The organism is Brevibacillus thermoruber 423, from assembly GCF_000454065.1.
Lineage (GTDB): Bacteria > Bacillota > Bacilli > Brevibacillales > Brevibacillaceae > Brevibacillus > Brevibacillus thermoruber.
Genome location: NZ_KE695652.1, coordinates 45,096 through 66,401, shown reverse-complemented (window position 1 = coordinate 66,401; position 21,306 = coordinate 45,096). Strand labels below are relative to the sequence as shown.

At 61.3% G+C, this 21,306-nt stretch carries 20 protein-coding genes; 5 read left to right on the top strand and 15 right to left on the bottom strand.

All coding sequences use genetic code 11. The annotated features are described in order from the left end of the window. Positions 1-8: 8 nt before the first annotated feature. The 5 genes from M516_RS0114770 to M516_RS0114750 form a co-directional block, all read right to left on the bottom strand. The gene (locus M516_RS0114770) at positions 9-419 is read right to left on the bottom strand and encodes a hypothetical protein (protein ID WP_231558633.1); all 411 of its coding nucleotides are present in this window, start codon (positions 417-419) and stop codon (positions 9-11) included. A gap of 266 nt (positions 420-685) precedes the next feature. Next, the gene (locus M516_RS0114765; RefSeq protein ID WP_029099813.1) at positions 686-1,735 is read right to left on the bottom strand and encodes a hypothetical protein; all 1,050 of its coding nucleotides are present in this window, start codon (positions 1,733-1,735) and stop codon (positions 686-688) included. Then, on the bottom strand, positions 1,732-2,532 hold the full coding sequence (gene surE, locus M516_RS0114760; RefSeq protein WP_035289904.1) for a 5'/3'-nucleotidase SurE: 801 nt from the start codon (positions 2,530-2,532) through the stop codon (positions 1,732-1,734). Before surE ends, M516_RS0114765 begins: the two co-directional genes overlap by 4 nt. Positions 2,533-2,728: 196 nt before the next feature. Further along, positions 2,729-3,154 carry a tellurite resistance TerB family protein gene (locus tag M516_RS0114755; RefSeq protein WP_029099811.1) on the bottom strand — a complete coding sequence of 142 codons (426 nt, stop codon included), beginning with the start codon at positions 3,152-3,154 and terminating at the stop codon, positions 2,729-2,731. 105 nt (positions 3,155-3,259) lie between these two features. Then, the gene (locus M516_RS0114750) at positions 3,260-5,071 is read right to left on the bottom strand and encodes an SgrR family transcriptional regulator (RefSeq protein WP_029099810.1); all 1,812 of its coding nucleotides are present in this window, start codon (positions 5,069-5,071) and stop codon (positions 3,260-3,262) included. Positions 5,072-5,196: 125 nt separating this feature from the next. Between M516_RS0114750 and M516_RS0114745 the strand changes: the two genes are divergently transcribed. Beyond that, on the top strand, positions 5,197-6,432 hold the full coding sequence (locus M516_RS0114745; RefSeq protein WP_238550983.1) for an MDR family MFS transporter: 1,236 nt from the start codon (positions 5,197-5,199) through the stop codon (positions 6,430-6,432). Positions 6,433-6,444: 12 nt separating this feature from the next. Here M516_RS0114745 and M516_RS0114740 read toward each other — a convergent pair whose 3' ends face one another. The 5 genes from M516_RS0114740 to M516_RS0114720 all read right to left on the bottom strand — a co-directional run bounded on the left by M516_RS0114740 (position 6,445) and on the right by M516_RS0114720 (position 11,720). Further along, positions 6,445-7,239, bottom strand: coding sequence for an ABC transporter ATP-binding protein (locus M516_RS0114740; protein WP_029099808.1), 795 nt, complete (start codon positions 7,237-7,239; stop codon positions 6,445-6,447). Continuing rightward, positions 7,232-8,164: an ABC transporter permease gene (locus M516_RS0114735; RefSeq protein ID WP_029099807.1), complete on the bottom strand. Its 933-nt coding sequence runs from the start codon at positions 8,162-8,164 to the stop codon at positions 7,232-7,234. The genes M516_RS0114740 and M516_RS0114735 overlap by 8 nt, the downstream gene beginning before the upstream one ends. A 21-nt stretch (positions 8,165-8,185) precedes the next feature. Further along, the gene (locus M516_RS0114730) at positions 8,186-9,223 is read right to left on the bottom strand and encodes an ABC transporter substrate-binding protein (RefSeq protein ID WP_029099806.1); all 1,038 of its coding nucleotides are present in this window, start codon (positions 9,221-9,223) and stop codon (positions 8,186-8,188) included. Between the two features lie 89 nt (positions 9,224-9,312). Next, entirely contained in the window at positions 9,313-10,320 is a 1,008-nt protein-coding gene (locus M516_RS0114725; protein ID WP_029099805.1) for an ABC transporter substrate-binding protein, read from the bottom strand. 86 nt (positions 10,321-10,406) lie between these two features. Then, on the bottom strand, positions 10,407-11,720 hold the full coding sequence (locus tag M516_RS0114720; protein ID WP_029099804.1) for a hemolysin family protein: 1,314 nt from the start codon (positions 11,718-11,720) through the stop codon (positions 10,407-10,409). A 177-nt stretch (positions 11,721-11,897) separates the two neighbouring features. On the opposite strand from M516_RS0114720, the gene M516_RS0114715 reads away from it, so the two are divergent. From M516_RS0114715 to M516_RS0114705, 3 genes are read left to right on the top strand one after another with little or no spacing between them, the layout of a single operon-like run. After that, positions 11,898-13,577, top strand: coding sequence for a DNA repair helicase XPB (locus M516_RS0114715; protein ID WP_029099803.1), 1,680 nt, complete (start codon positions 11,898-11,900; stop codon positions 13,575-13,577). Positions 13,578-13,629: 52 nt separating this feature from the next. Next, a complete protein-coding gene (locus tag M516_RS0114710; RefSeq protein ID WP_029099802.1) occupies positions 13,630-14,199 on the top strand; it encodes an RNA polymerase sigma factor in 570 nt (189 codons plus the stop codon). Next, positions 14,180-15,616: a hypothetical protein gene (locus M516_RS0114705; protein ID WP_029099801.1), complete on the top strand. Its 1,437-nt coding sequence runs from the start codon at positions 14,180-14,182 to the stop codon at positions 15,614-15,616. The genes M516_RS0114710 and M516_RS0114705 overlap by 20 nt, the downstream gene beginning before the upstream one ends. Positions 15,617-15,728: 112 nt before the next feature. On the opposite strand, the gene M516_RS0114700 is transcribed toward M516_RS0114705, so the two are convergent. Both M516_RS0114700 and M516_RS0114695 read right to left on the bottom strand, forming a co-directional pair. Next, positions 15,729-16,724, bottom strand: a complete 996-nt coding sequence (locus tag M516_RS0114700) for an ABC transporter permease (protein ID WP_035289901.1) — start codon at positions 16,722-16,724, stop codon at positions 15,729-15,731. Further along, positions 16,690-17,664, bottom strand: a complete 975-nt coding sequence (locus M516_RS0114695) for an ABC transporter ATP-binding protein (RefSeq protein ID WP_185973976.1) — start codon at positions 17,662-17,664, stop codon at positions 16,690-16,692. The genes M516_RS0114700 and M516_RS0114695 overlap by 35 nt, the downstream gene beginning before the upstream one ends. A 103-nt stretch (positions 17,665-17,767) precedes the next feature. On the opposite strand from M516_RS0114695, the gene M516_RS0114690 reads away from it, so the two are divergent. After that, a complete protein-coding gene (locus M516_RS0114690) occupies positions 17,768-18,556 on the top strand; it encodes a GDSL-type esterase/lipase family protein (protein ID WP_029099798.1) in 789 nt (262 codons plus the stop codon). Here the strand turns inward: M516_RS0114690 and M516_RS0114685 are convergent. The 3 genes from M516_RS0114685 to M516_RS0114675 form a co-directional block, all read right to left on the bottom strand. After that, positions 18,548-19,786: an MDR family MFS transporter gene (locus tag M516_RS0114685; RefSeq protein WP_029099797.1), complete on the bottom strand. Its 1,239-nt coding sequence runs from the start codon at positions 19,784-19,786 to the stop codon at positions 18,548-18,550. The genes M516_RS0114690 and M516_RS0114685 overlap by 9 nt on opposite strands. Before the next feature lie 284 nt (positions 19,787-20,070). Further along, positions 20,071-20,916 (bottom strand): YtnP family quorum-quenching lactonase, encoded by an 846-nt coding sequence (locus tag M516_RS0114680; protein WP_029099796.1) that lies wholly within the window; start codon positions 20,914-20,916, stop codon positions 20,071-20,073. Between the two features lie 67 nt (positions 20,917-20,983). After that, positions 20,984-21,280 carry a hypothetical protein gene (locus M516_RS0114675; RefSeq protein WP_029099795.1) on the bottom strand — a complete coding sequence of 99 codons (297 nt, stop codon included), beginning with the start codon at positions 21,278-21,280 and terminating at the stop codon, positions 20,984-20,986. Between the last annotated feature and the right edge of the window lie 26 nt (positions 21,281-21,306).

Genomic DNA, 21,306 nt, shown 5'->3' with positions numbered 1-21,306 from the left:
GGTTTTGGTCAGGCAGCCATCACCTTTCCGGTTACAATGCCCAGGACCGTGCGGGCGTATTCGCCCACCAGGCCGGAACCGGGCTTGCTTTCAAAGCGAAGCGTCAGCTCCACATGGCCGACGTGTCCTGCCGGCGGGACGATCCAGAACAGCTCCGCTTCACCGGCGAGGATTTCCTCGATCCGCTGCTTCTTGCCTTCGATGTCCAGATGCGGGTCGTGCGACAGTGAAAATTTCATCGTCACGGCGATCGGCTCGCACGGCGGCGTCTCGTTCTGCGTGCTGACCCTGCCGCGGATAACCACCACGCCGGCCTCTCCCCACAAGGTGTACTCCAGGATCGCCTGAAAATGCGGATGGACCTGCAGCTCCAGCGCGGGGAATCCGCCGTCGATGCGCAGCGCGAACCGCTCGGCCAACTGCGCGACCTCCTCCTGAAAACGGCGGGCGCAGTCCGAAACCGCCTCAAACACGCAAGGTTGAACAGAGTACATCCTTCTCACCCTTCCCAGCAGAATATCTGTCCTTCCTAACTTCGCAGCACCGCTTGTCGTTTCCTTTGTGGAAACCTGACTACTTTACCCATATTTTCGCAAAACGACAAACATTCCACCGGAAAACGTGTCGAACGATCGGATTGGCCCCGCGTATCAGGCAGTCGCGACGGACAGGCTTTTTGCTTCCCCTATCGCGGCCCGTACGGATTGGACGCTGTGGGCCAGCGGGATGCGAACAAGCGCTGCAGCCGTTCCTGCACGGCTTCGTCCAGTTCCAGGTGAAACAGGCGGCCGTCTTCCATGCGGATCAGCGGAAAGGCGCCCCACGCAAGGGGAGCAGCCTCCTCGGTACGGACAAACTCCGGCAGCGCGAGGAGAAACCGGGCAAACGGGTTGGCCTCGTCAGCGGACATGTGCACCACTTCAAACACGTGCGACAAGGAAGGCGTGACGATCAGCCGAAGCTGCTCTCCCTGCTCGGCCGCCCACACCGTAAAGGCGGTCTCGCGCACCTCGCTGCGGGCGTGGCGGCGCATGACCCAGACCGCTTGCTGGACGGCGCTCATCAAGAGGTGCTGGGCCCCTTCCTCCCCGTGCTTCTTTCGCATGCGGGCGTAGTCGATCAGGTAGGCGACGCCCGTCTCCGCCAGCACCTGATCGGGAAGCGCCAGAGCGGAAATGGTCTCTGCCTCTTCTTCCCGCACGGCTGCTTCGCGCGGCACCTCTTCCGTCCGCCCTTCGTACAGGGAGCGGATCATTGCTTCCGCACGGGATGTCTCCAGCGGCGAAAAGGTGATCGCTTCCGTGTAGATATGGGTGAGCAGGCCTGCTTCGTAGGAGAGGTAGTGCAGGAGCGTCTTTTCCTGTTCCAGCATGCGCAGGGCCATGTGACGCTCCTGCGGCCGCTTGATGTCAAACGCGAGCGGAAAGCCGAGCGGATGGATCGGATCGGAGAGGGTCCAGACCACCGCGAGCAGCTTGTCGCGGTAGGTCTTGAACTCCACCGAGACGGCGTCCCGGGTCGCTTCGCTGAACGCGTCGACGCTCTCGAACACGAGGAACAGCTCCACGTCACCGGCCGCATTGAGACGGGCAAAGTAGGGCAGCCCTTCTTCGCCGGCCAGGCGGTACAAATCGGCAAAGACGGCGGCGTCCAGCACATCCCCCTGCGTGGCCGCTGTCGGCGACGTCAGCGTCGAATCGGGCGCCACCTCCGGACGAAACGGCTGTCCTGTCATGTTGTGCCCTGTCCCCGCTGCTTCACCAACGGCCACTCGGCCATTTCGGCCAAAAGCGAGCGGTCGGTGGCGTCGATATGTACCGGCGTGACCGCTATGTAGCCGTTTTTGACCAGGTGGTAGTCGTCCGTATCCGACTGCTGCTGGCCGTCCGGGTATTCCCGCGTCAGCCAGTACCCCCCGTCTTCCCGATCGTACCTGTCTTCGTAGTGGTGCAGGGCGAGCGCGGCCGGCGCGATTCCTTTCACCTGTTCGGGAGGCAGGTGGGGGATGTTGACGTTCCAGAAAACGTCGGCGGGCAGTTTCTTGTCGGCCGCCTGCTCGCAGAACATCTGCAGCAGCGGACGAATCAGCTCGCCCACCCGGCCGAAGTCGTCCTGGGCGTACCAGTTGTCGTAGGAGAGGGCGACGCCGGGAACGCCGAGAATGACCGCTTCCCTGGCCCCGCTGCAGGTGCCCGAGTAGTAGATGTCACGGCCCAGGTTGGTGCCGACATTGATGCCGGAAAAGACGATGTCCGGCCTGCGCCGGTCTTCAAACAGCAGATGGCAGGCCGCCTTGACGCAGTCGGCCGGGTTGCCGTTGATCGCCCATGCCTTTACCGGCAAGCCGTAAAACGCGTGAGAGACAGGGGCCAGCGCGCTGCGGTAGGTGAGGCCGTGCCCTACCCCGCTCCGCTCTTCCGCCGGGGCCACGACGTAAATCTCCGCTTCCTCCAGATCGAGGAGCGCTTCCGCCAGCCGCCTGATGCCCTGCGCTTCAATCCCGTCATCGTTGGTCAACAAAATCCGCAACATGTTGTGTCCTCCTTCTTAGTGGCGCTGCCACCTCGAGTATTCTTCCTCGTCAAGCCACATCAGGGTGCCCGCAGGGTACTTTAATGGCACTGCCCGCTTTTCTCCTTATTGTACCAAAAATGAAAAACGGACCCCAATCCTGTTTGAGGTCCGCACGAAGTTTTGGGCTGCACGCGTTTCGCCTCCGGATCGCCGCCTATTCGTCGACGATCTGTTTCCAACGATCCCGCCACCGGATGCCCTCTTCGATCCACTCCTCCACCTGGACGACCTTTTCTTCCGGAATCCCCAGCAGGCGGGCGATGCGGCGAATCTCGTTCGTTTCGGCCGGCGACAGCTTGTGGTCGATCAGCGCGATCCGGTACAGCTGACGCAGCAGCATCAGCTTCTCCGTCCGCGTCAGGTCCACCATGTCGGCCACGATCGTCTCCGGACGCTTGGGATAATCCATGTCATCCATGAGAATCTGCCGCTCTTTCAGCGTGAAGTGCTCCGAATTGACCATCTCCTGAATCCGGGTCACTTCTTTGTTGCCTATATATCCGTCGGCATGGCCGACGCAGATCATCAAGCGAATGGACGCAAACAAAATCTGTTTGTCCTTTTCCGTTTTGGTATGCAATTCGTATTTCCTCCCCCGAAACTCACTGCAATGTGAGATGCCGTGTTTGCCTAATTATACGACGAAAGGGGAAAGCGGTTTCAGACAAAAATGTGACATTTTTTATCACGACCGGACAAACATGCGGGAAAAATCAGGCCACCCGTGCGCATTGAGCGAAAGGCCGGACCATCGGGGGTGGGCGAGCAGCTCGATGCGATTCCGGTACAGCGGCAAAAACACCCGCTGACGGCGCAGCCAGGACACGATCGCCCGCACCTGCCGGCGCCGCTCTTTTTCATCGAAGGTGCGCGTGAGAACCGCTGATCGTGCCATCACTTCCCTGACGGCCTCCGGCGGAAGGTGGTGACAGGGGCTGAATGCCTGGTCGTGCAAAAATTCCAGGAGCGACAGTTCTTCCCGCTCGTCGATGTTGGCGCTGTCCAGCACGAGATCGGCTCCCCTGAATGTCTCGGGCCGGGCCAATTCTTCCGGCTCTACGTACACAATCCGAACGTCGATGCCATAACGGGCGCAGCGCTGCCGAATCCACTCCGCGTCCTCGGCGTGATCCTCGTCGGGATAGCTGACGAGCCGGAGGGGTTCTTCCCTGTAGCCGATCGCCTTCAAACGCCGCAGGATCTCCGAGTCGCTCATCGGGGGGCAGCTGCTGACCTCCCGTCTCTCCGTCTCCGGCTCTCCCCAGATGACCGCCGGCTCCCGGCTTCCTCCCAGTTCCTCCAGCAGCAGCCGGCGATCCAGGATGCGGTCAAGGATGGCGCGGAAGGCAGCAGACCGAACCGGCCCGGGCTTGATCATGTTGCACCCGAGGTACTGAAAGCACCGCTCGCTGCGGGACAGCTCCGTCCAGGTTGACCGCGAACCATCCTGCTTCTCCCTCCCCGGGACGTTGGCGTACACGATTTCGGGCCATCCGGTTTCCGTTTCGGCCGCGATGTCCGGGACGCACCAGATTTCGATCCGATCCACAAACGGACGGCCGCCAAAATACGGTTCGAACGCTTCCAGCACCAGCATGGAGTCGTCATTGCGGACCACGCGAAACGGCCCGGTTCCCGACGGCATGCGGCCAAATTGCCCGCCCATCCGCTCCGTGTAGTCAAACGGGACGATGGAAGAGAACTCCTTGCTCAAGGCGTGCAGAAACAGGGAGTCCGGATGGTGCAGCCTGATCCGCAGCGTGTACGCATCGACCACGTCCACCGCACGGATCGACCGGACAAGCCACCGGTGCAGGGGAGACTGGTCTCGCAGGCGAAGCAGGGCATACCGCACATCCTCCGCCTCCAGCATTCTGCCGTGATGAAACCAGACCCCTTTCCGTAGAATGAACGTCCACTCGGTTCCCTGGGGATCGGCCTCCCAGTACAAGGCAAGCCGGGGTTGGAAACAGCCCCGCTCCGGATCAAAGTGAACAAGACCGTCAAACACCTGCTTGGCCAGATGGGCTTCCGAACGAAGCAGCACGCGGGAGGGATCCAGCACGGGAAACGGCCTGCCCTGGGACAGGCGCAGCACATCCTTCCGGCTTCCCGGGCTCCTGCTGACATGCAGGCCAAACTGGCTGCTCATCCAGCGTTGAAAGGTTTCCTCAAGCTCGGCCCACTCCTCCCGATACCGGGAAACAAACGCGCGCGCCCCACGAATCTCTCCCTGCCGGACCAGTTCCCTGGCGACAGAGAGCGCGGCGTCGACAGGATGGATGCGAAACGTCAGCACGGACTGATTTCCCCTGCCCTTTCCCGGCTGCCAGAGAATCCATCCCCGCTGCTGCAGCTTTTTTACCGTACCGGCCGCATTGCGCGGGGTGCAGCACAAGATGGAGGCCGCACGGGCCAGCGAGAGGGTGATGGGCTTGTCGAGCGCCGCCTGCGGGCAGCCGGCGAACAGCCGATGATAGTGTTCAAACAAGATCATGACCACGTCACCGCCTCAAAACATGAAAAAACGACCTGTCGTTTTGTACGCTTTTTCTTTCGTTCCCCCCGGCGTACAATCGGGGACAACCCCAATCCCGATACAGAAAGGATACCAGGATGAACATGAAACGAACACTGTTTTTCTCCCGCTATCCGACCACGGTCTGGGTCCGTCTCTTCGGCGAACTGGTGACGGAGCTCTCCCTCAGCATGATTGCCCCTTTTCTGGTTTTGTACCTGAACGAGCAGGTGGGCAGCTCCGTTCCCCTCACCATGCTGGTGATCGGGCTGCAGCCCGCCAGCGAAATCGCGCTGACGCTCGCGGCCGGGGGCGTGACGGACCGGTACGGGCGCAAATCCGTCATGCTGGTCGCCCTGTGCCTGCAGGCGCTGGCCATGCTGGGAATGGCTTTTGCCCACTCGCTTGCGGCCTTTGCCATCCTGTACATGGTGAACGGTGCGGGCCGCTCCCTCTTCATCCCGGCGGCACGCGCCCTCCTGGCCGATACCGTCCCCCACAGGCTCCAGTCGGAAGCGTTCGCCCTGTTGAATACGGCCAGCTATATCGGCGCGGCGGCCGGTCCGCTTGTGGGCGTGCTGGTCTATCAAAGCGCCCCCGGCCTCGCCTTTCTGCTGACGGCCTTCTCGCTCGCTCTCTACGCCACGTGCGTCTGGTGGAAGATACCGGCGTCTGCGCCAGGAGCGTCGTCTTTGGCACGCACACCGTCACCGGCCTCAGATGGGGACTTGCGTGCTCCCGGCGCCCCGCACGCGTTCCGTCCCGCGCTCCGACTGATGCTCTTGGCCATGCCGATCAGCCTGTTCTACGCGCAAACGGAAACCAACCTGCAGCTTCATCTGAAGAACACATTCGCCGACTATGTGGAACTGCTGGCCATGCTGGCCGCCACAAAAGCGGCCGCATCCATCCTCCTGGAATTCTGGCTGGTCAAATGGACGCAGCACGTGTCTCCCCGGATTCTCATCGCCGGTTCCTACGTCTGCTTCGCCGTCGTCTCGGTTGCCTACGCCCATTCCGACAGTGCAGCCGTGCTGCTTGCCATGCAGCTCGTGTTCATCCTCGGCGAAAGCGTCGGCCTTAATCACCTGCTGACGCTGGTGGCCCGGATCGCGCCGCCCTCCATGCGGGGCCGCTACTTTGCCATCACCGGGCTGCACTGGGACATCTCCCGCGCGGTGGGTCCTTATCTGGGCAGTCTGGTCCTTCTACATTTCGGCGGCGCGTTTTTGTTCGGCGCCACGGCCGTTCTCCTGCTCGTCGGGGCCCTGGCCCAGCACCTTTTCCTGCAGCGAATGGAAAAAGCCTCCCCGTCGCTTCGGGAAGGCTCAAGCATGTAAACGGGGCGCGCGCTACGACAGCAGGTAACGGTCTTCGCTGAACGATTCGCCGCGCGCCGCTTCAAACGCCTGCAGCAGATCCTGCGGCTTCATCGTCCGCTTTTTCTCTTCCGGAATGTCCAGAATGATGCTGCCCTCGTGCATCATCAGGAGGCGGTTGCCCATGTTCAGCGCCTGCTCCATGTTGTGCGTGACCATGATCGTCGTCAGCTTGTGCCGCTCCACGATCTTGCGGGTCAGCTCGACGATGAGCTGCGCCCGTTTCGGGTCCAGGGCCGCCGTGTGTTCGTCCAGCAGCAGGATCTTCGGCTCCGTAAACGTCGCCATTAACAGGCTGAGCGCCTGGCGCTGGCCGCCGGAGAGGAAGCCCACCTTGGTCTTCAAGCGGTTCTCCAGCCCCTGGTCGAGCTGTTTCAAGTGCTCGCGGAACAGCTCCCGCTTGCGGTTGGTAACGCCAAACGACAATGTCCGCCGCCGGCCGCGGCCGTAGGCGATAGCCAGGTTTTCCTCGATGGTCATGTTGGGCGCCGTGCCCGCCATCGGGTCTTGGAACACGCGGCCGACAAAGGTGGCCCGCTGGTGCTCGCCCAGCCGGGTGACGTCCTTGCCGTCAATCGTCACGGTGCCCTTGTCGGGGATCAGTCCGCCGGAGATGATGTTCATCAGCGTCGATTTGCCGGCGCCGTTGCTGCCGATCACGGTGACAAAATCGCCGGGGGCGACGTGCAGGTTGATTTCCCTCAACGCCACCTTCTCGTTGACGGTTCCCTCGTTGAATACTTTGCGGACGCCGGAAATTTTAAGCATCGCCGTTCCCTCCTTTCGCCGTGCGGATCCCCTGTCTTTTCCACACGCCTTTGGCGACGGTCGGCACCGTCAGGGCGATGATCACGATCAGGGCGGTAATCAGCTTCATGTCGGACGGGTTGAGCCCCCTGTCCAGCGCCAGGGCGATCACTAGCCGGTAGACGATCGAGCCGCCGATAACGGCGATGGTGGCCCGGACGATGGAGGAACTGCCAAACAACACTTCCCCGACAATGACGGAGGCCAGACCAATCACGATCATCCCGATCCCCATGCCCACGTCGGCAAAGCCCTGGTACTGCGCCACCCAGGCTCCGGAGACGGCCACCAGCGCGTTGGACAAGGCCAGGCCGATGATCGTGGTCGTGTCGGTGTTGATGCCGAAACTGCGAATCATCTTCGGGTTGTCGCCGGTGGCCCGCAGATCGAGGCCGAGATCAGTGTGCAGGAACCAATCGATCAGGGCTTTCAGCAGCAGAATGCCAATCAGGAACACAACCGCCACACCGGTCAGCAGCACGGACCCGCCCACGGCCACATTGGGGACGCCGAGGTCTTTGACAAACGTGTAAAGCGTCTCCTCCCGCAGAAGCGGCAGGTTGGCCTTCTCCATGATGCGCAGGTTGATCGAGTACAGCGCGATCATCGTCAAAATCCCGGCCAGCAGTCCATTGATTTTCCCCTTGGTGTGCAGGAGGCCGGTAAACGCGCCCGCCGCCCCGCCGGCCACAAAGGCCGCCAGGGTGGCGAGAAGCGGATTCATGCCGTCGATGATCAGCTTGGCTGCCAACGCCCCGCCCAGCGCGAAGCTGCCGTCCACGGTCAGGTCAGGAAAGTTCAAGATGCGAAAGGTCAGATACACGCCCAGGGCCATGATCGCAAACAGCAAGCCCTGTTCGATTGCTCCGTGATATGCCAGGTTCATAGCGTCCTCCTGTTGCTGCGATTATTGCTCGACCACTTCGGCTGCCCGGTCGAGCAGGGATTGCGGAAGGGTTACGCCCATTTTTTCCGCCGCTTTTTTGTTCAGCACCAGCTTCATCTCGGCCTGCTTCTCTACAGGCATGTCAGCCGGTTTGGCTTCCCCTTTGAGGATTTTCGCCGCCATGTCTGCGGTCTGTTCGCCCAGTTTGCCGTAGTCGATGCCGTAGGTGGCGATCGCGCCGCTCTTCACGGAGTTTTCCTCGCCGGCCACCACCGGGATTTTTTGCGATTCCGCCACCCCCAGCACGGCGGAGATGGACGAGACCACCATGTTGTCGGTCGGGATGTAGAACGCGTCCACTTTGCCAACCATCGACTCGGCCGCCTGCTTCACTTCCGTCGGGCTGGTGATGGCCGCTTCCCGGATGGTCAGGCCCAGTTTTTCCGATGCGGCTTTGGCCGCGTCCACCTGCACCTTGGAGTTTACCTCGCCGGAGTTGTAGATGATGCCGACCGTCTTGGCGTCCGCCTTCAGTTCCTGTACCAGTTTCAACTGCTCTTCCACCGGGTTCATGTCCGTCGTGCCGGTCACATTGCCGCCCGGTTTTTCCATCGACTGCACCAGCGAAGCCGCCACCGGATCGGTCACGGCGGTGAAGAGAATCGGAATATCCTTGGTCACCTGGGCGGCTGCCTGAGCGGCCGGTGTGGCGATCGCCAGGATCAGATCGACGTTGTCCGCCTGAAACTTCTGCGCGATCTGCACGGCCTGGTCCATGTTTCCTTGGGCCGACTTGACGTCGTACACCACCTGTTTGTCCTTCTCGTAGCCGTTTTTCCCGAGCTTCGCGATGAACCCGTCCCGCGCCGCATCAAGTGCCGGATGCTCCACGATCTGGACGATGCCCACCTTCAACTGCTTCGTCTCCTGGGCAGGAGCCGGCGAGTTGGCCGGCTGACTGTCCGCCGGAGCGCTTTGCTGCCCACAAGCTGCAACGGATAAAAGCAGCAAAGGACACAGAATTTTCTGGACGACACGCCAAGATTTTTGCTTTCTCATGTGAAAATCCCCCTAGGTATGAAATTTTTTTCATTTTACCATGATGGAAACACATTTCAAACAGAAAAAGAGAGCAAGGCTCTCTTTTTCTACTTGAAGATCTCTTTCGCCTGCTGTTTCAGTTCATCGGGGATGGCAAGGCCAAACTTGGCGGCTGCCGTCTCGTTGATGTACAGCTCGGTCTGTTTGGACACTTCCACCGGCGTGTCGGCCACTTTCTGCCCCTTCAGAATGCGGGCGGCCATCTCCCCGGTCTGCTTGCCGATCTGGTAGTAGTCAATGCCGTAGGTGGCCACGGCTCCCCGTTTCACCGTATCCGTGTCGGAAGCGAAGACCGGAACCTTGTGCTGTTCCGCCGCTCCCAGCACCGCTTCGAACGAAGAGACCACGGTGTTGTCAATCGGGATGAACATGGCCTCCGTCTTGCTGGCCAGCCCCTGGGCCGCGAGCTGCACCTCGGAGAGTTGGGAGATGCCCGCCTTGACGACCTCAATCCCTTGTTTTTTCGCCGCTTCTTCCAGTTCCTTGACCTGCACCTCGGAATTCACTTCCGACGTGGTGTAGATGACGCCCAGCTTCTTCAGGTGCGGCAGAAAGCGTTTGACCAGCTCCAACTGCTGCTCCATCGAGACCTTGTCGGAGGTGCCGGTCACGTTTTTGTCCGGCTTCTCCAGGCTGCTGACCAGTTGGGCGGACAGCGGGTCGGTCACGGAACTGAAGATCACGGGCTTGTCCGCAATCGCCTTGGCTGCTGCCTGGGCGGACGGCGTGGCGATGGCCACGACCAGGTCCTTTCCATCGCCGGCGAATTTTTGCGCGATCGAGACCGTGTTGTTCATGTCACCGTGGGCGTTTTGATAATCCAGCTCCACGTTTTTGCCTTCTTCAAATCCGGATGCTTTCAATCCGTCCACAATTCCCTGGCGGATCGCATCCAGCGCCGGGTGTTCCACGAATTGGGTCAGCCCCAGCTTCACCGTTTGCTGGCCGTTCGCAGCGGTCGCGGTTGCGTCCGTCGTCTGGCCGGATTGGGTGCCACACGCCGTCAGCGCAATCGACAGACATGCGGCCAGTACAGCATGCACAGCTCGTCTCATCTGTTCTTCCTCCTCTAAGCTCTCGCTCTGCAATAACAGAAACTTGTGTTTCATTATAACACACTTTCCGGCGATGAAAAGATGTTTTATCCCTGTTGCGCCGCTTCCTTCGTTCCTCTTTTTACCCATACGCGGGTGATCCGGTAGTGGTCCACCTCGCCGACGATGAACTCGTAGCCGCCGTCTTTGACCGCGTCCCCCACGCGCGGCGGATGGTCGATCTGCGTGTAGATCCAGCCGGCCAGCGTGTCCACCTCGCTGTCGTCCAGATCAAGCCCGAGGTAGTCGTTTACCTCCTCCAGCAGCATGCGGCCGTCCAGCGACAAAAGGCCGTCTTTCCGCTCGATTTCCGGCCGCTCGTCGTCAAATTCGTCCTGAATGTCACCGACAATTTCTTCCATTATATCTTCCACCGTCACCAGGCCCGCCGTGCCGCCGTACTCGTCGATGATAATCGCCATCTGGCTGCGCTGTTTCTGCAGCATGGTCAGCAGCCGGCTGATGGATATCGTCTCCGGAACGGTCAGCACCGGGCGGCTCAACTGCTCCAGGCTCTTTTGCTCCCCCTCCAGCAGGCTGGTCAGCAAATCCTTGATATGCAAACTGCCGACCACGTGGTCCTTGTCCCCGTCCACCACCGGGTAGCGGGTAAACCGGCCGTTTTGCACGGTCTTGACGTTTTCCTCAAACGGGTCGCGCAGGTTGAGCACCACCATGTCCGTGCGCGGCACCATGATCTCCCGGGCCATCGTCTCCGAAAAATCAAAGATATTGTCCACCAGCATCAGCTCGGTCTGGTCGATCAGGCCGCTTTTGTGGCTCTCGTTGACGAGGATGCGGATTTCTTCTTCCGTGTGCGCTTCCTGATGCGGTTCCATGCCAATGCCGAGCAGCCCGAGAATCCTGGCCGCCGCCCAGTTGAGAAAGGCGATAAACGGGTACATCAGCTTGTAAAACAGCCGGATGGGACGGGCCACGTACAGCGAGACCTGCTCGGAGCGCTGGATGGCCAGCGATTTGGGTGCCAGTTCGCCCAGCACGATGTGCAAAAAGGTGATGATGGAGAACGCGATGATGAAGGAAATGCTGCCGACCAGCGTCTCGTTCAGCCCGAAGTAGCGGAAGACGGGGTGGAGCAGATGGGCGACGGCCGGTTCCCCCAGCCATCCCAATCCGAGCGACGCCAGCGTAATGCCGAGCTGGGTGGCGGACAGGTACGCATCCAGGTTGTCCAGCACCTGTTCGACGTCGCCCGCCCGCCTGTTTCCTTCCGCCACCAGTTGGGCGATGCGCGATTCCCTCACCTTCACGATGGCAAACTCGGTCGCCACGAAAAAGCCGTTGAGGAAGACGAGAAATGCGACCAGGACCAGATTGAAAAGGGTACTCCATATCGCCATGCCGTCCCTACTCCTTTTGCCCGTTTTCTTGCGTTAGTGTAACCCACGGGCGGCCAAATGTTGCCCGCTCCTGTCAAAAGCGCGCGACGGCGGGAAACCCGTTTTTCATTCTTTTCCCGATTGTGATACGATTGACTGTATGAACATGGAGACCACAAAGCCGCAGAGGTGAAGACCGTGTCGTACCGTCCCGAGTTGCCGCTGATCGTGCAGAGCGATCGCACTATCCTGCTGGAAGCGCAGCATCCGCTGTTTGCGGAAGTCCGGCAGGCGCTGTCCGGCTTTGCCGAACTGATCAAAAGCCCGGAGTACATACACACCTACCGGATTACCCCGCTCTCCCTGTGGAACGCCGCGGCAGGGGGCCTTACGGCGGAGCAGGTAACCGGCGTCTTGAGCACGTATAGTAAATACGGGGTTCCGCCGTCCATTGTCCGGGAAATCGACGAAACGATGGGACGGTACGGCCTGATCCGATTGGAAAAAGACGGCGATCACCTGCTGTTGACCGGCGACGATCCGCTCCTGCTGGCCGAGCTCACCGGTTACAAGGCGGTGGACGCCCTGCTGGAAGAACAGACCGGTCCGGCCGTCTGGCGGGTGAAACCCTACGCCCGCGGGTTGATCAAACAGGAGCTGATCCGGCTCGGCTACCCTGTCCAGGACGTGGCCGGCTACACGTCCGGGGAAGCCTGTCCCGTCGCGCTGCGGGAGGTGACCGCCGGCGGCCGGCCGTTTGCGCTGCGGCCGTACCAGCAGGAGGCGGTGGATGCCTTCCACGCGGCCGGCGCGGCCACCGGAGGCAGCGGCGTGCTGGTGCTGCCGTGCGGCGCGGGAAAAACGGTCATCGGCCTGGGAGCGATCTGCCAGCTCCAGACGGCCACGCTGATCCTGACGACCAACACCACATCCGTCCGGCAGTGGATCGCCGAGCTGCTGGACAAGACCGACCTCGATCCCTCGCAGATCGGAGAGTACACAGGCGAACGGAAAGAGGTCAAACCGATTACCGTGGCCACCTATCAGATCCTGACGTACCGTTCGAAAGCGGACGAATCGTTTCCCCACATGAGCCTGTTCTCGGAACGGGAATGGGGATTGATTGTCTACGACGAGGTGCACCTGCTGCCCGCTCCCGTCTTCCGCGTCACCTCCGGGATTCAGGCGACGCGCCGGCTCGGGCTGACCGCCACGCTGGTTCGGGAGGACGGCCGGGAAGAAGACGTGTTTACCCTGATCGGGCCGAAAAAGTACGAAATGCCGTGGAAGGCCCTGGAGGAACAGGGCTGGATCGCGGAAGCGCACTGCCGGGAAATTCGGCTGCCGTTTGAAGCGAACGGACGGGAGGCCTACGCCCGTGCCGGCGCGCGGCAAAAATACCGGATCGCGGCGGAAAACCCGCGCAAACTGGAGGTCGTGCGCCGCCTGCTGGAGCGTCACGCCGACGACCGCGTCCTGATCATCGGCCAGTACGTGGGACAGCTCCAGCAGCTAGCCGCAGCGCTGAATCTCCCGCTGATTACCGGCAAGGTGCCGGAAAAGGAACGGGAGGCGCTGTACCGGCAGTTCAAGCGCGGCGAGATTACCCGGCTCGCCGTCTCCAAGGTGGCCAACTTTGCCGTCGACCTGCCGGATGCCAATGTAGCCATCCAGATATCCGGCACGTTCGGCTCGCGCCAGGAAGAAGCGCAGCGGCTCGGCCGCATTCTGCGCCCCAAAGAGCGCGACAACGCCGCCCATTTTTATACGCTGGTCACCCGGGACACGCGCGAGCAGGAGTTTGCGCTTCACCGCCAGTTGTTTCTGGTGGAACAGGGATACCACTACGACGTGATAGAAATGGAAGCGCTGGATTGAAACGTTCGTTTCGATACCAGCGTCTCATAGAGGAAGGGAGGCCGGAGATTCAATGCAATCCGACGCCGAAATCATTCAGCGGATTCTCCAAGGCGACATCGAAGCGTACCGCGAGCTGATCCAGCGGTATCAGCACATGATCTACGTGTTTATCTACAAGATGGTAAACAACCGCTCCGATGCGGAAGATTTGACCCAGGAAGTCTTCGTCAAAGCGTATGAAAAACTCTCCAGCTTTCGCGGGGACAGCCAGTTTTCCTCCTGGCTGTATACGCTGGCGCGAAACAAGACCATCGACTTCCTGCGCCGGCGCAAGTTTCACGAATCCGACGAACAACTGGCGTACGTCCCCTCCCAGGCGAGCGACGAATCGCCGCAGGACTCCCTCATGAACAAGGAGCGCCGCCGGGAGATTGAGAAAGCCTTTTCGATGCTGTCCGAATCGTATCGGGAAGTCATCGTGCTGCGCTGCACGCACGAATATCCGTTTGAAAAAATCGCGTCGCTGCTCGGCATCGCCGAGTCAACGGCCCGTGTCCGCTATCTGCGCGCTCGCCAGGAACTGGCCAAACTGCTTACTCGCAAGGAAGGGGGGCTCGTGCATGAACTGCCAGGAATTTAGAAAAGCATGGACAGACGAGACGGACATCGAAACGCTTTCCCATATCGAGACGTGCGAGGAGTGCATCGCCTGGATGGAAGCCCAATTGACTAGCGGCGAGGAGGTGCAGTTCTTGAAAGAGGTTCCTCAACCGACGGCCGATCTGGAAGAGAAAATCATGAAGGCGATCTATCAAACCGCCGGACAAGGCGTCCCTCCTCACGCCGCGTCGGCATCCGTCACGACGTCACCCAAACAGGCGGAATTCCGCCGCTGGACGTTCCTCCTCCCTTCACTGACGTGGGTCGGCGCAGCCGCCATCCTTCTCGCTGTCGGGGTGGCCGGCTACCAGCAGTTCCATCAGGCCGGGCAAGGCGCCGCCACGGAAAGCGCCATGCAGAGTGGCAGCACGGCCAAAGACGAGCAGAAAGCCGGTCAACCTGCCGACGCTCCGTCCATCCGGCTTTCGCCTGACACGTCCGTGTCCAGCCCGGCCGCCGGGTCCGTCCAGTCAGCCCCCGCCACGAAACAACCCGACGGGCAGACGTCTCCGGACGCGTCCATGGATCAGCCGGGCGCGCTGGCGCTCAACGGAAACGGAACCGAACAGCCCGGAGCAGATGCAAGCCAGGCGCGGGAACCGCAGGCCGGGCCGGGAGAGGCGGCCGCCGAGAAGGCCCAAGCCCCCCAGACGCCGCAGCAGCCGGCTGCAGAAACGGTCAACGAATCGGTGCCGTCCCCGCACAAGCGGACGATCATCGCCGCCCGCAACGCCAACGGAAAAGCGGCGGCCGACCAGAGCCACCCAGAGGACGCACAGTCCGGACAGACGGATGCGAGCAATCCGACAGGCGGGGTGACCGCTTTTCGCGCAGCGGAGAACGAATCGGGCGTCCAAACGTTCAGCGCTGCGCTCGCGGCCGATCCGTCAACCGAAAGTGTGCCGCCCGTAGCCGGTCCGCCCGCGACCGCTCTGGCCAAACAGGAAATTACGCTCTCCACCTTCACTGATCTGGAGACAGCCGTCCGGTCATCCGACCTGCCTGTTCCCGTGCTGAACCAACCGCCTGACGGCATGGCCCTGCAGGCGGTCACCGTACAGTACGAATCGCCGACCAGCCAAAAGGTGGTCCGCCTCTCCGCCCAATACCGGCACAGCAAGGAGTGGATCAAGGTGGACGTGGTGCCCAACGCCAAGGGGAAGCGCAGCTTGTCCATCCCCGGCACCTTTACGGCTACCCAGTTGTTCACGGTCAACGGCGAACAGGCCATCGCCGTCTCGTTTGACCAGCAGGCCTCGTCTGGCGAAGCGGCCGCCCAGCACGCCGTCCACTTCAACGCCCAGACGGGAAACCGCTCGCTCTACGTCGTGCTGACCGCCCGGGGCATCCGCCTCGACCAACTGGTCGAAGTGTCCAAGCAGTTGACGTGGCGCTGATGCTTCCTGCCGACACAAACAGCCGGGCGCGGAAAAAAGGGACACTGCTTTAGGCATTTTGCCAAAAGCAGTGTCCCTGTTCGTTTTCCCGCCCACTCCGGTCAGGAGAAGGTCACGACGCGACATCCCTGCGGATAAACACGGCGTAGGCGACAATCAGCGCCGCCACCGCCCAGACGCTCAGCACGGCGAGCGAGAAGGGCAGCGTCATGCCCTTGATCGGCGGCAGCGTGCCGGCCAGGTAGTCCGTCAACTGCAAATTGACGACGAAGAGGTATTTGGACGACTCCCAGGTCGACGCCATCTGGGTCAGAATCGTTCCGCTGATCAGGGCCGCCATCATGATGCCCATGCCGGCTGCCGCGCTGCGCACCAGCACGGAGACCATGAACGTGATCGTGCCGACCACGATGCACACAAACCAGCCTAGTCCGTACTGCATGAGCAGGTATTTCCACTGCGGCAGCATGAACACCGCGGACGTGACCAGTTCGCCGCCGGTCACGTCGAAGCCGGTCAGCACCGGCAGGTCCCAGCCCGCATAGCCAAACACCACACCGGATATCAGGTAGGCCAACAGCAAGGTCATCAGCACCGTGAGCGAGGTAAACAGCAGCAGGGTGATGTACTTGCTGGTCAGCACCTTCCAGCGCCGCACGGGCCGTGTCAGCAGCAGCTTGATCGTCCCCTCGCTGTATTCGGCGGAGACGAGATCGACCGCCAGCACGACGATGATCATCGGCAGGAACAGCGACACGGCCTGATCCATGAAGCCCCGCGCAAACGTGGGCGCCCCCGGCGCCATCGGATTGATGTCATGGTCCAGATAGTACTGCTGCTGCTGGACGCGAATTTTTAAAAACTCCCGCCACTCCTCCGGCAGTCTGCTGGAGGCGAGCCGGTTTTGCGTGTCCACGATCTGCTGCTGCAATAGCGTCCGCCAGTCGGTCGTGCCCATCCGCTCCTGGGCCGTCACCACGGAGCGGTACTGCGCGTAGGTAAAGATCGGGATGAGGACGGCCAGGATCAGCAGCACGACGAGAAAGCGGCGGCGGCGGAGCAGCTTGATCGTCTCATTTTGTACCAGTGCGAGCATGCTCGGCCCCATCTTCTCCACCTCCCCCCGTCAGCGCCAGGAACAGATCTTCCAGGGTCACCGTCTTGGCGGCGATGCCGAGGACGGGGACGCCGGCCCGCACCAGCGCTGCGTTTGCCTCGCCGATCCGCTCCGTATCCATGCGGCAGTACAGCCGCCCCTCTCCGTCCGGCCACACCCGTTCCACAAAGGGCAGGCCGCTCAGCACGTCGCGTCCCCTCCGCTCGGCCTCCGGCGGAAAGGTCCACGCCACCCGGTCGGCAAACTGTTCCATCAGGTCCTGCACCGGTCCGACGGAGATCACCCGTCCCTTGTTGATGATGGCGACGCGGTCGCACATCATCTCGATCTCGCTGAGCAGGTGGCTGGAGACGAACACGGCCAGTCCCTCTTCTTCCGCCAGCCTGCGGATGAACTGGCGCAGTTCGCGGATGCCCGCCGGGTCCAGGCCGTTGGTCGGCTCGTCGAGGATGAGCAGCTTCGGCCGGTGCAGGAGGGCCTGCGCGATGCCCAGCCGCTGCCGCATGCCGAGCGAATAGGTTTTCACCTTGTCGTCGATGGCCCGCTCCAGATCGACAAAGCGGACGATTTCCTCGATCCGCTCAGGGGGAATGCCCCCGCTCATGCGGGCAAAATGCTCCAGGTTTTCCCGACCGGTCATGAATTTGTACAGCTCCGGGTTTTCCACGATGCAGCCCACCTGGGCGATCGCCTGCGGAAACGAGCGGCGCAGGGAAATGCCGCCGATGTCAATCTCTCCCCCGTCGGCGGAGGCCAGCCCGACCAGCATGCGGATCGTCGTCGTCTTGCCCGCGCCGTTGGGCCCGAGAAAGCCGAAGACCTCTCCGGCGTAAACGTCAAACGTCATATCGTGAATGATCGGCCTGCCGCCGATCGTTTTGCGCAATCCTTTTACGGAAAGGACCGTCTCGGCCACTGCTCGCCCTCCCATCCTGACTCCGTTCGCTGACGCGAAAACGGCGTTTGTGATACACTGACAGTACATGTCACATTATACCATGCATGACCATCCAACAACGAATGGGAGGTACCCGATGCGCACATCCGGTCAACTCATGTGGCGTACGGTCGGCCTGCTCTCCGTTCTCTCCTTTCTGCTGTTTGCCGCAGGGTTTGTGTTCGCGCTGGAGCCCCGCCAGCTCGCATCCGGCCCGGTCGCGGAACCGGCCGAGCATGCCAATCCGGCCCCGCCGGCGCCGGGGGAAGGCATCCGTCACGTGGTGGCGCTGGGGGATTCGCTGACGCGCGGAACCGGCGACGCCAACGGGCTCGGTTACGTGGGGCACGTCCGTCAGGCGCTGGAAAAACAGACTGGCCACCCGGTCACGCTGACCAATCTGGCCATCAACGGCCAGGAATCGTCCGGCCTCGTCGGGCAGTTGTCCCAGCCCCAGGTGCAGAAGCTGCTGACGCAGGCCGATCTCATCCTGTTTACCATCGGCGGAAACGATTTGTTCAAGCAGTCCGGGGGCGTCTACCGCGTCGACAACGACAAATTGGCCGCTGCCGTCAAAGGGCTTGCGGCCAACTACGAGCAGATTCTCCGGCACATCCGGGAGCTGAACGACAGCGCGCCGATCGTCTACGCCGCCTTGTACAATCCGTTCGGGGACACCGATGCGGCCGCCGACACCGTCAAGCCCGTGCTGGACTGGAACAGCGACGCTGCCGCCATCGCGGCCCGCTATCCGCGCGTCATCGTCGTCCCCACCTACGACCTGTTCGTCCACAAGGAAAAAACCTATCTCTACACGGACCACTTCCACCCCAACGGGGCCGGCTACGCCCGCATCGCCGAGCGGATCATGCAGGCACTACAGTGACGCGTTCCGGGCGATGTTGATCGACTTGCCGGTGTGCTGCTGGTAGGCGCGCTGCCCGGCCCATTGAAACAAGCTGCTCGTCATGGAGAGGACGGCGACCACTCCGAACAGCACGGGACCGCCGTACGAAGCCAGCAGGATGCCGCCCATCCACGGTCCGATGAACTGGCCGAGGTTGCTGAAGCTTTTCGCCCCGTAATACGTGCCGCGCATGTTTTCCGGCGCCATCCGGTCGATCAGGACGTCGGACGCGGTGAAGGTGAGAATCTCCCCGATGGTAAAGACGACCATCGCCACGATAAACATCACCCACGAGTGGGCGAAGGCGTAGCCCAGGTCCCCGAGCGCGTACAAGGCGTTCCCCACCACGATGCTGGTGAGGGGCGTCTTGTTTTCCGCCCAGCGGGTCAGCGGCATCTGCATCAGCACCACAACGATGGCGTTGACGCTCATCAGGATGGCAAACAGCAGCTTCGCCCCGTCGGGAACGGCCATCTCCGTAAACTTGGCCAGCGTCGTCGACATTTGCGAGTAGCCGATCGCCCCCAGCGTCCCCGCCACCATGTAGAGTCGGAACGCTTTGTCGCGCACCACCACTTCCAGTGCGCGCTGAAAGCTGACCGGCTCTTTTTTCTGTCCCTCGATCTGCTTGATGCCAAACACGTTCAGCATCACCTGCAAGCTGATGACGTACACCAGGTAGATGACGGCGGTCATCAGAAACGGCAGCGCCGCCGAGGTCATCGCCAGCATCGCCCCGACGATCGGCCCCACGGCCACGCCCACGTTGATCGCGGTATAGCGCAGGCCAAAGACGCGGTACCGCTTCTCCGGCGGCGTCACGTCCGCCATCAGCGCCTGCGACACCGGCTCGTAAAAGGAACGACAGAGCCCGCCGACGACGTTTACCAGCAAGAAGAACAGCGGACTTTTGCCGAATGCGAACCCTACAAACACCAGGGTCCAGACGTACAGCGCCCCGAGCATGACGCGGCGTCGGCCGAACATGTCGGACAGCGTCCCGCCGATGAAGCCCCCCACCGTCCCGGCCAGCGCCCCCGCGCCGATCGTCAGGCCGATGGTCCCCAGATCCATGCCGGTGTGATTGGACAGATACAAAAACAAGAACGGCATGCTCATCGAACTGGCCGCGCGGACAAACACCGTGCCGACCACAAGCGACCAGACGATCGGGTGAAATTCGCGCAACAACCCCTTGACCCTATCCATTGTTTCTCTCTCCTCCAACTGTTCTGCCCGACAATCGAAACAGAACAGTCATCGCAAGTTTTTTCTAATTGTAGTGAGCCGTCATGTGTTCGTCAATCGCTGTTCAAACTTTTTGGATTATGAAAATTTTCTAGAGCGAATATCGAAAAATCGATAAGACCGGACAGAAAAACGGAGGGCCGAACGGGAGGAGACGCTGTCAAACCGGCACAAAAAAGCCCCCCGCTCGGGAACATGCTTACGCTGTACCGAAAGGAGGCGTGTAGCGCCGGCGACGGCCGATCTTATTCCACTTCAATGCAATCTGTTATGTCCGCCTGCTCGTTCCATTTCACCGCCCGGTACTTGACGTCGTGGTAAAACGTGAACCAGGCGCCTTGCCGGATCCCTTCCTTGATCCATGTTTCCTTGGCGAAAATGGAGGTCATCGGGTAGTCGTCGTAGGCCATCACCCACAGGGAGTTCTGGTGTGCGTGCGTCGGCAGGAGGTCGGCCAGATGCAGCACCAGTTGACCGCCGCTTTCGATGCGGACGATCGCATGTCCCTGGCTGTGTCCGCCGGTGTGGTGCAGCGAAATGCCGGGCAGCACCTCCAGCGTGTCGCCGTACGTCTGCACCTGATCCTGAATGGGCTTCCAGTTGTCCTCCCAATAGGTGTTGCGGGAGCGGATGTTGGGCTCGCGCATCTCCGCCCATTCCTGTTCCTGGACGTAGATGACCGCCCGCGGAAACGTCGAGGCCAGCCGGCCGTCCTGCCAGGAAACAAGCCCGTTGGCATGGTCGTAATGCATGTGGGTCATCAGTACGATGTCGATGTCTGCCGGCGTCAATCCCTTGGCCGCCAGCGATTCCGTCACCTGCGACTCCTCCAGCAGGCCAAAGTTGCGCTTCTGCTTGTCCGTCAGCCGGCCGTTGCCCAGGCCTGACTCGATCAGGATGATTTTGCCGCCGCCTTCCACCAGAATCGGATCCGCCCGCAGCGGTATCTGGTTGAGATCGTTGTGCGGATATCGCTTGCTCCAGAGCGGTTTGGGAACCACGCCAAACATCGCGCCTCCGTCAAGCTGCGTCAGCCCTCCCCGCAGCCACGTCAGGGAAAATGCGCCTGCCTGCATGTTCGTCAATTGCATGGTACCAGCCTCCTCGTGTTTTTGCGCAAATGCGGGAAGCGTGAAAGAGCACCCCGTAAAGGGTGCCCTACTGTTTTTCTGCTACGCTGACCGTGCGTGTGGCCGGAGACATTTCCAACAGAACGTCACTGGACACCGCCTGGACCGCCAAATCCGAGTCGTGGCGTTTATGGCTGAGCACAAGCTGCGCGACCTTCTCACTTCCGCGGTATATGCTGATCAACGTTTGCAGCGGGTTGGCGCTTCCGCCGGCAATCACCTTAAACCCCGGGGCAATCGTGAACGTCCAGCCCTCCACTTCCACCACCCGCTCGGATGAGTAGAGAAAGTGCCGTTTTCCCAGCAGAATGCCATTGTGATTCATCAAGGCGAGTGCCCCCATTCAACTGA

What these genes read in the sequence shown, in the direction of transcription:
- M516_RS0114765 (WP_029099813.1), bottom strand. Translation starts at nt 1,735, where the DNA reads ATGACAGGACAGCCGTTTCGTCCGGAGGTGGCGCCCGATTCGACGCTG.
- surE (WP_035289904.1), bottom strand. Translation starts at nt 2,532, where the DNA reads ATGTTGCGGATTTTGTTGACCAACGATGACGGGATTGAAGCGCAGGGC.
- M516_RS0114750 (WP_029099810.1), bottom strand. Translation starts at nt 5,071, where the DNA reads ATGATCTTGTTTGAACACTATCATCGGCTGTTCGCCGGCTGCCCGCAG.
- M516_RS0114745 (WP_238550983.1), top strand. Translation starts at nt 5,197, where the DNA reads ATGAAACGAACACTGTTTTTCTCCCGCTATCCGACCACGGTCTGGGTC.
- M516_RS0114740 (WP_029099808.1), bottom strand. Translation starts at nt 7,239, where the DNA reads ATGCTTAAAATTTCCGGCGTCCGCAAAGTATTCAACGAGGGAACCGTC.
- M516_RS0114735 (WP_029099807.1), bottom strand. Translation starts at nt 8,164, where the DNA reads ATGAACCTGGCATATCACGGAGCAATCGAACAGGGCTTGCTGTTTGCG.
- M516_RS0114730 (WP_029099806.1), bottom strand. Translation starts at nt 9,223, where the DNA reads ATGAGAAAGCAAAAATCTTGGCGTGTCGTCCAGAAAATTCTGTGTCCT.
- M516_RS0114725 (WP_029099805.1), bottom strand. Translation starts at nt 10,320, where the DNA reads ATGAGACGAGCTGTGCATGCTGTACTGGCCGCATGTCTGTCGATTGCG.
- M516_RS0114720 (WP_029099804.1), bottom strand. Translation starts at nt 11,720, where the DNA reads ATGGCGATATGGAGTACCCTTTTCAATCTGGTCCTGGTCGCATTTCTC.
- M516_RS0114710 (WP_029099802.1), top strand. Translation starts at nt 13,630, where the DNA reads ATGCAATCCGACGCCGAAATCATTCAGCGGATTCTCCAAGGCGACATC.
- M516_RS0114705 (WP_029099801.1), top strand. Translation starts at nt 14,180, where the DNA reads ATGAACTGCCAGGAATTTAGAAAAGCATGGACAGACGAGACGGACATC.
- M516_RS0114700 (WP_035289901.1), bottom strand. Translation starts at nt 16,724, where the DNA reads ATGGGGCCGAGCATGCTCGCACTGGTACAAAATGAGACGATCAAGCTG.
- M516_RS0114695 (WP_185973976.1), bottom strand. Translation starts at nt 17,664, where the DNA reads ATGGGAGGGCGAGCAGTGGCCGAGACGGTCCTTTCCGTAAAAGGATTG.
- M516_RS0114690 (WP_029099798.1), top strand. Translation starts at nt 17,768, where the DNA reads ATGCGCACATCCGGTCAACTCATGTGGCGTACGGTCGGCCTGCTCTCC.
- M516_RS0114685 (WP_029099797.1), bottom strand. Translation starts at nt 19,786, where the DNA reads ATGGATAGGGTCAAGGGGTTGTTGCGCGAATTTCACCCGATCGTCTGG.
- M516_RS0114680 (WP_029099796.1), bottom strand. Translation starts at nt 20,916, where the DNA reads ATGCAATTGACGAACATGCAGGCAGGCGCATTTTCCCTGACGTGGCTG.
- M516_RS0114675 (WP_029099795.1), bottom strand. Translation starts at nt 21,280, where the DNA reads ATGAATCACAATGGCATTCTGCTGGGAAAACGGCACTTTCTCTACTCA.